The sequence below is a fragment of the Streptomyces sp. SID5910 genome (genome assembly GCF_009862125.1).
Classification (GTDB): Bacteria; Actinomycetota; Actinomycetes; order Streptomycetales; family Streptomycetaceae; genus Streptomyces.
Genome location: NZ_WWHX01000617.1, coordinates 1 through 5,840, shown reverse-complemented (window position 1 = coordinate 5,840; position 5,840 = coordinate 1). Strand labels below are relative to the sequence as shown.

General features: G+C 73.0%; 8 protein-coding genes. 4 read left to right on the top strand and 4 right to left on the bottom strand.

From position 1 onward, the window contains the following. The 3 genes from GTW67_RS21755 to GTW67_RS21745 form a co-directional block, all read right to left on the bottom strand. Positions 1 to 947: EamA family transporter (locus GTW67_RS21755; RefSeq protein ID WP_524539808.1), on the bottom strand; the 947-nt coding region annotated here is incomplete at its 3' end. A 66-nt stretch (positions 948 to 1,013) separates the two neighbouring features. Beyond that, entirely contained in the window at positions 1,014 to 1,727 is a 714-nt protein-coding gene (locus GTW67_RS21750; protein WP_161166481.1) for an ArsR/SmtB family transcription factor, read from the bottom strand. A gap of 46 nt (positions 1,728 to 1,773) precedes the next feature. Beyond that, positions 1,774 to 2,415: a TetR/AcrR family transcriptional regulator gene (locus tag GTW67_RS21745; protein ID WP_161166480.1), complete on the bottom strand. Its 642-nt coding sequence runs from the start codon at positions 2,413 to 2,415 to the stop codon at positions 1,774 to 1,776. A 103-nt stretch (positions 2,416 to 2,518) separates the two neighbouring features. Here GTW67_RS21745 and GTW67_RS21740 point away from each other — a divergent pair, with 103 nt between their 5' ends. The 3 genes from GTW67_RS21740 (at position 2,519) to GTW67_RS21730 (ending at position 4,753) form a co-directional block, all read left to right on the top strand. Continuing rightward, positions 2,519 to 3,670, top strand: coding sequence for an acyl-CoA dehydrogenase family protein (locus GTW67_RS21740; RefSeq protein WP_161166479.1), 1,152 nt, complete (start codon positions 2,519 to 2,521; stop codon positions 3,668 to 3,670). Between the two features lie 61 nt (positions 3,671 to 3,731). Beyond that, positions 3,732 to 4,019: a YiaA/YiaB family inner membrane protein gene (locus GTW67_RS21735; RefSeq protein WP_161166478.1), complete on the top strand. Its 288-nt coding sequence runs from the start codon at positions 3,732 to 3,734 to the stop codon at positions 4,017 to 4,019. Positions 4,020 to 4,105: 86 nt separating this feature from the next. Continuing rightward, on the top strand, positions 4,106 to 4,753 hold the full coding sequence (locus tag GTW67_RS21730; protein ID WP_161166477.1) for a TetR/AcrR family transcriptional regulator: 648 nt from the start codon (positions 4,106 to 4,108) through the stop codon (positions 4,751 to 4,753). A gap of 21 nt (positions 4,754 to 4,774) precedes the next feature. On the opposite strand, the gene GTW67_RS21725 is transcribed toward GTW67_RS21730, so the two are convergent. Beyond that, a complete protein-coding gene (locus tag GTW67_RS21725) occupies positions 4,775 to 5,236 on the bottom strand; it encodes a MaoC family dehydratase (protein ID WP_161166476.1) in 462 nt (153 codons plus the stop codon). A 106-nt stretch (positions 5,237 to 5,342) separates the two neighbouring features. Between GTW67_RS21725 and soxR the strand changes: the two genes are divergently transcribed. Then, positions 5,343 to 5,840, top strand: a 498-nt coding sequence (gene soxR, locus GTW67_RS21720; protein ID WP_161166475.1) for a redox-sensitive transcriptional activator SoxR, incomplete at its 3' end; no start/stop codon positions are given.

The following is a 5,840-nucleotide window of genomic DNA, read 5'->3' as shown; positions in this document are numbered from 1 at the left end:
TACCGCCGCCCCGCGTCCTCGCGGCGCGGTTCCGGGGCCCCGCCCGGCTCCGGTACCGCCGCCGTGCGCTTCCTGGAGCGCGACACCGCCACGCCCGCCAGGCACAGTGCCCCGCCCGCCAGCGTCAGCAGCCCCGGCACCTCGCCGAGCGCCAGCCACGACATCAGCACGACGAGGGCGGGCACCGCGTACGTCGTCGCGCCCATCCGGCCCGCGGTCGTCCGGGCCAGGGCGTACGCCCACGTCGTGAACGCCAGGGCGGTCGGGAACACGCCCAGGTAGACCATGTTGAGCGTCGCGGAGGCGGGCGCCTCGGCCGCCTCCGACACCAGCTGCCCGGCGAACGGCAGGCACAGCACCGCTCCGACCAGGCACCCGAACGTCGTCACCTGGAGCGCGCTCGCGTGCCCCAGCGCCGGCTTCTGCGCGACCACCCCGCCCGCGTACGCCACGGCCGCCAGCAGGCACAGCACCACGCCGAGCAGCGAGGAGCCGCCCTCGCCGGACATCGACAGGCCCACGGTCACCGCACCGGCGAACGACACCGCCATCCCCGCCAGCAGCCGCGGCGGCAGCGCGTCCCCGAGCAGCCGGGCGCCGAGCAGCGCGATGAGGATGGGCCCGATGTTCACGACCAGGGCGGCCGTACCGGCGTCGACCTGCTGCTCGCCCCAGTTCAGGACGACCATGTAGAAGCCGAACCACAGCAGCCCGGATATCGCGATGCCCCGCCAGGCCGGCCGGGGCGGCAGTCCCTCCCGGCGCAGCAGGCAGAGCACGCCCAGCGTGAGCACGCCCGACAGCAGCCGCCCGAGCGCCAGCGCGCCCGGCGAGTACGCCTCACCCGCGCTGCGGATCGAGACGAAGGCGGAGGCCCACAGGACGACGGTGACGGTGGCGGCGCCGGCCGCGAGGAGCTGGGGCCGGCGGGACGGGGCGGTGCTCATCATGCTCCCGAGGCTAGGAAGGGAAGGCCGGGACGACCGGCGGGATTCGGACAGCGAGACGCGGGCTCAGCGCAGCGCCACCGGGTCGATGCCCAGCAGCTCGGACAGCGCGCCCTCGCCCGCCGCCGTGACCTTGACGGCCCGCTCGGAGCCGATGCGCACGCACCACCCGGCGTCCAGCGCGTGCCGGCACAGGGCGGCGCCCGCGACACCCGCGAGGTGCGGACGGCGCTCGGTCCAGTCGAGGCAGGCCCGGGCCAGCGGCCGGCGGCCCGAGGGCCGCAGGGCGATCCCGGCGGCCTCGAACCAGCCGAGCCCCGCGTCGGTGAGCGCGAAGCCGGTGTCCTGGCGCAGCAGCCCGCGCCCGGTCAGCGCCTCGGTGACAGTGATGCCGAGCCGTCCGGCGAGATGGTCGTAGCAGGTGCGCCCGCGGGCCATCGCCGACCCGGCGCTCGACGCCCGCAGGGTGCGCGGACGCCGTGCCGCCGCCTCCGGCGCCACCTGTGCGGCCAGGTCCTCCACGAGGTGCGCGGTCCGCTCGTCGGCCAACCGCACGTACCGGTGCCTGCCCTGGCGCTCCTCGGCGAGCAGGCCGCCCGCGACGAGCTTGCCGAGGTGTTCGCTCAGCGTCGACGCGGCGACGCCCGCGTGCCGGGCCAGCTCGCCGGCGGTCCACGCCCGCCCGTCGAGCAGCGCCAGCAGACAGGCGGCCCTGGTCTCGTCGGCGATCAGCCCGGCCAGCCGCGCCAGCCCGGGTGCCTCGCCGTCCCTGTCGGTCATGCGTCCAGGATGCGGCACGGACACTTCGGCGGGCGCCGAAGTGTCCTCAGGCGCCCCGCCCTGCCTGCTCGTACTGCTGCGCCAGCCCGTCCAGCAGCGCCGTCAGCCCCGTCTCGAAGGCCCGCTCGTCGATCTTCTCCTGCTGCTCGGCCAGGAGGTGCGCCTTGCCGAGGTGGGGGTAGTCGGCGGGATCGTAGGCGTCGGCGTCGTCCGGGAAACCCCGCGCGAAGGAGCCGAGCGCGGAGCCCATGACGAAGTACCGCATCAGCGCGCCGATGGACGTGGCCTGCGCCGGCGGCCAGCCCGCCGCGACCATCGCGCCGTAGACGGCGTCCGCGAGGTGCAGCGCGGCGGGGCGGCGGCCGGGCCCGTGGGCCAGCACCGGGACGATGTTGGGGTGGTCGCGCAGGGCCGCCCGGTAGGAGACGGCCCAGTCGTGCAGCGCGGTCCGCCAGTCCCGGCCGTCCTCGAACATCGACAGGTCGACCTGCGCGCTCACCGAGTCGGCGACGGCCTCCAGGATCTCGTCCTTGGTGCGGAAGTGGTTGTAGAGCGAGGGCCCGCTGACCCCCAGTTCCGCCGCGAGCCGGCGCGTGGAGACGGCCGCCAGGCCCTCCGCGTCCACCAGCGCGCGGGCCGTCTCGACGATCCGGTCGGTGCTGAGCAGGGGCTTGCGCGGTCGGGCCATGGCGCACATAGTAGGGCTGCGGCGTTAAACTAGCAGTGCTAATTTAAATGTCCGGCTTTCAAGATACGTCCGTCCAGAACCGTCTTCTGTGGGGTGTCCCGTCATGAACCTGGAGCTCAGCGAGGAGCAGACCGCCGTACGGCAGCTCGCCCGGGACTTCGTGGAGCGCGAGATCGCCCCCCACGTCGTCGCCTGGGACCGCGCCGAGGAGGTGGACCGCTCGATCGTGAAGAAGCTCGGCGAGGTCGGCTTCCTCGGGCTCACCGTCGACGAGGAGTACGGCGGCTCCGGCGGCGACCACCTCGCGTACTGCCTGGTGACGGAGGAGCTGGGGCGCGGCGACAGCTCGGTGCGCGGCATCGTGTCCGTCTCCCTCGGCCTGGTCGCCAAGACCATCGCCGCCTGGGGCGACGAGGAGCAGAAGCGCCGCTGGCTGCCGGGGCTGACCTCCGGCGAGTACGTCGGCTGCTTCGGCCTCACCGAGCCCGGCACCGGGTCGGACGCCGGGAACCTCTCCACGCGCGCGGTGCGCGACGGCGACGACTTCGTGATCAACGGCACCAAGATGTTCATCACCAACGGCACCTGGGCCGACGTCGTCCTGCTCTTCGCCCGCTCCACGGACGCCCCCGGCCACAAGGGCGTCTCCGCCTTCCTGGTGCCCACCGACACCCCGGGCCTGACCCGCCGCACCATCCACGGCAAGCTCGGCCTGCGCGGCCAGGCCACCGCCGAGCTGGTCCTGGAGGACGTGCGCGTGCCCGCCTCCGCGATGCTGGCCCCCGAGGGCAAGGGTTTCTCGGTCGCCATGTCGGCGCTGGCCAAGGGGCGGATGTCGGTCGCTGCCGGCTGCGTCGGCATCGCCCAGGCCGCCCTCGACGCGGCCGTGCGGTACGCGGGCGAGCGCGAGCAGTTCGGCAAGACCATCGCCCACCACCAGCTGGTCCAGGAGCTGATCAGCGACATCGCCCTCGACGTGGACGCGGCCCGGCTGCTGACCTGGCGGGTCGCCGACCTGATCGACCGGGGGCAGCCCTTCACCGTCGAGTCCTCCAAGGCCAAGCTGTTCGCCTCGGAGGCCGCCGTCCGCGCCGCCAACAACGCCCTCCAGGTCTTCGGCGGCTACGGCTACATCGACGAGTACCCGGCCGGAAAGCTGCTGCGCGACGCCCGTGTGATGACCCTCTACGAGGGCACCAGCCAGATCCAGAAGCTGGTCATCGGGCGCGCGCTCACCGGGGTCTCGGCCTTCTGAGTACGTGAACTGAGTACGCCGGCGGATGTGGTGGGTGCCACATCCGCCGACGCTTGTCCCCATGAGTGACACACCGGTCAAGCAGCAGAGCACCGCCGCCTTCTACGGGCAGGCCGTCGCCTCGTTCGCGGTCGCCATGATCGCCACCGCCGTCGGCATCTACAACCTCCACGCCGACGCGTGGGTGCGCGCCTTCCTCGCCATCGCCGTCCTGTACCTCGTCACGTCCGCCTTCACCCTGGCCAAGATCATCCGGGACCGGCAGGAGGCCGGGCAGATCGTCAGCCGCGTAGACCAGGCCCGGCTGGAGAAGCTCCTCGCCGAGCACGACCCCTTCGAGAAGCTGTAACGACCCGTGCGGCGAGCGCCCCTAAGCGCCCGCTCAGCTTCGGCGGTATGGTGGGAGCTCCTGTCACCGAGAGGGGCGATCGAGCGATGAGTACGGCGGCCGAGACGGCGGGCGGCGACATCGAGCCGTGGGAAGAGGTCACGCCTGACGCGGCCCGGCGACTGCTGGTCGCCGCCGTGGAGGCCTTCGCCGAGCGCGGGTACCACGCGACCACGACCCGCGACATCGCCGGGCGGGCCGGGATGAGCCCGGCCGCGCTCTACATCCACTACAAGACCAAGGAAGAGCTGCTCCACCGCATCAGCCGGATCGGCCACGACCGCGCGCTGTCGATCCTGCGCACGGCGGCCGAGGGCGACGGCAGCGCGACCGAGCGGCTCGCCGAGGCCGTCAGCTCCTTCGTGCGCTGGCACGCCGGGCGGCGCACCACCGCGCGCGTGGTGCAGTACGAGCTGGACGCGCTCGGACCGGACGCCCGCGCCGAGATCGTCGCGCTGCGCCGCCAGGTCGACGCGCAGGTGCGGCGCATCATCGAGGAGGGCGTGGCCGCGGGCGAGTTCGAGGTCGCGGACGTCCAGGGCACGACGCTGGCCGTGCTGTCCCTGTGCATCGACGTGGCCCGCTGGTTCAACATCGACGGCCCCCGGACGCCCGACGAGGTCGGCGCGCTCTACGCCGACCTCGTGCTGCGGATGGTGCGGGCCAAGGAGCCCGGCGCCGCCCGGGGGGCGTAGCGGCTCACGGGTGGCGGCGGCTCACAGGTAGTAGCGCGAGACGGACTCGGCGACGCACACCGGCTTGTCGCCGCCCTCGCGCTCCACGGTGAAGGCCACGGTCACCTGGATCCCTCCCTTGACGTCCTCGACGCCGGTGATCGTCGCCGTGGCGCGCACCCGCGAGCCGACCGGGACGGGGGAGGGGAAGCGGACCTTGTTGGTGCCGTAGTTGACGCCCATCTTCACGCCCTCGACCGCGATCAGCTGCGGCCCGAAGAGCGGGAGCAGCGACAGGGTCAGGTACCCGTGCGCGATGGTGGTGCCGAAGGGACCCGCGGCGGCCTTCTCCGGGTCCACGTGGATCCACTGGTGGTCGCCGGTCGCCTCCGCGAACAGGTCGATCCGCTTCTGGTCGACCTCCAGCCAGTCGGTGTACCCCAGCTCCTCGCCCACAGCCGCCTTCACGTCGTCGGCGGATGTGAAGATCCTCGGCTCTGCCATGTCCCGGCCTCCCGCGTCGAAGTTTCTAAGCAACTGCTTAGCATGGTCGTCGCCGGGTCCCCTGTCAACGGACCGGGCGGGTGACGGGGTCGGTAGGGTTCGGGGAGTGCCTCAGATTCCCGAGAAGATCCATGAGCTCACCGTCGGCCAGCTCGCCGCGCGCAGCGGCGCCGCCGTCTCCGCCCTGCACTTCTACGAGTCCAAGGGCCTGATCAGCAGTCGCCGCACCTCGGGCAACCAACGCCGCTTCAGCCGCGACGCGCTGCGCCGGGTCGCCTTCGTGCGGGCGGCCCAGCGCGTCGGCATCCCGCTCGCCACGATCCGCGAGGCGCTCGCCGAGCTGCCGGAGGAGCGCACGCCCACCGAGGACGACTGGGCCCGGCTCTCCGCGGCCTGGCGCTCCGAGCTGGACGAGCGGATCAAGCAGCTGAACCGCCTGCGCGACCACCTCACCGACTGCATCGGCTGCGGCTGCCTGTCCCTGGAAACCTGCGTCCTCTCCAACCCCGACGACGCCTTCGGCGAAAGCCGCACAGGCTCCCGCCTCCTGGTAGAACACCGCACAGCCCCACCCCAACCCCCCAAGCGACCGACCCCCACCCAG

What these genes read in the sequence shown, in the direction of transcription:
- GTW67_RS21730 (WP_161166477.1), top strand. Translation starts at nt 4,106, where the DNA reads ATGAGTACGGCGGCCGAGACGGCGGGCGGCGACATCGAGCCGTGGGAA.
- GTW67_RS21750 (WP_161166481.1), bottom strand. Translation starts at nt 1,727, where the DNA reads ATGACCGACAGGGACGGCGAGGCACCCGGGCTGGCGCGGCTGGCCGGG.
- GTW67_RS21740 (WP_161166479.1), top strand. Translation starts at nt 2,519, where the DNA reads ATGAACCTGGAGCTCAGCGAGGAGCAGACCGCCGTACGGCAGCTCGCC.
- GTW67_RS21745 (WP_161166480.1), bottom strand. Translation starts at nt 2,415, where the DNA reads ATGGCCCGACCGCGCAAGCCCCTGCTCAGCACCGACCGGATCGTCGAG.
- GTW67_RS21735 (WP_161166478.1), top strand. Translation starts at nt 3,732, where the DNA reads ATGAGTGACACACCGGTCAAGCAGCAGAGCACCGCCGCCTTCTACGGG.
- GTW67_RS21725 (WP_161166476.1), bottom strand. Translation starts at nt 5,236, where the DNA reads ATGGCAGAGCCGAGGATCTTCACATCCGCCGACGACGTGAAGGCGGCT.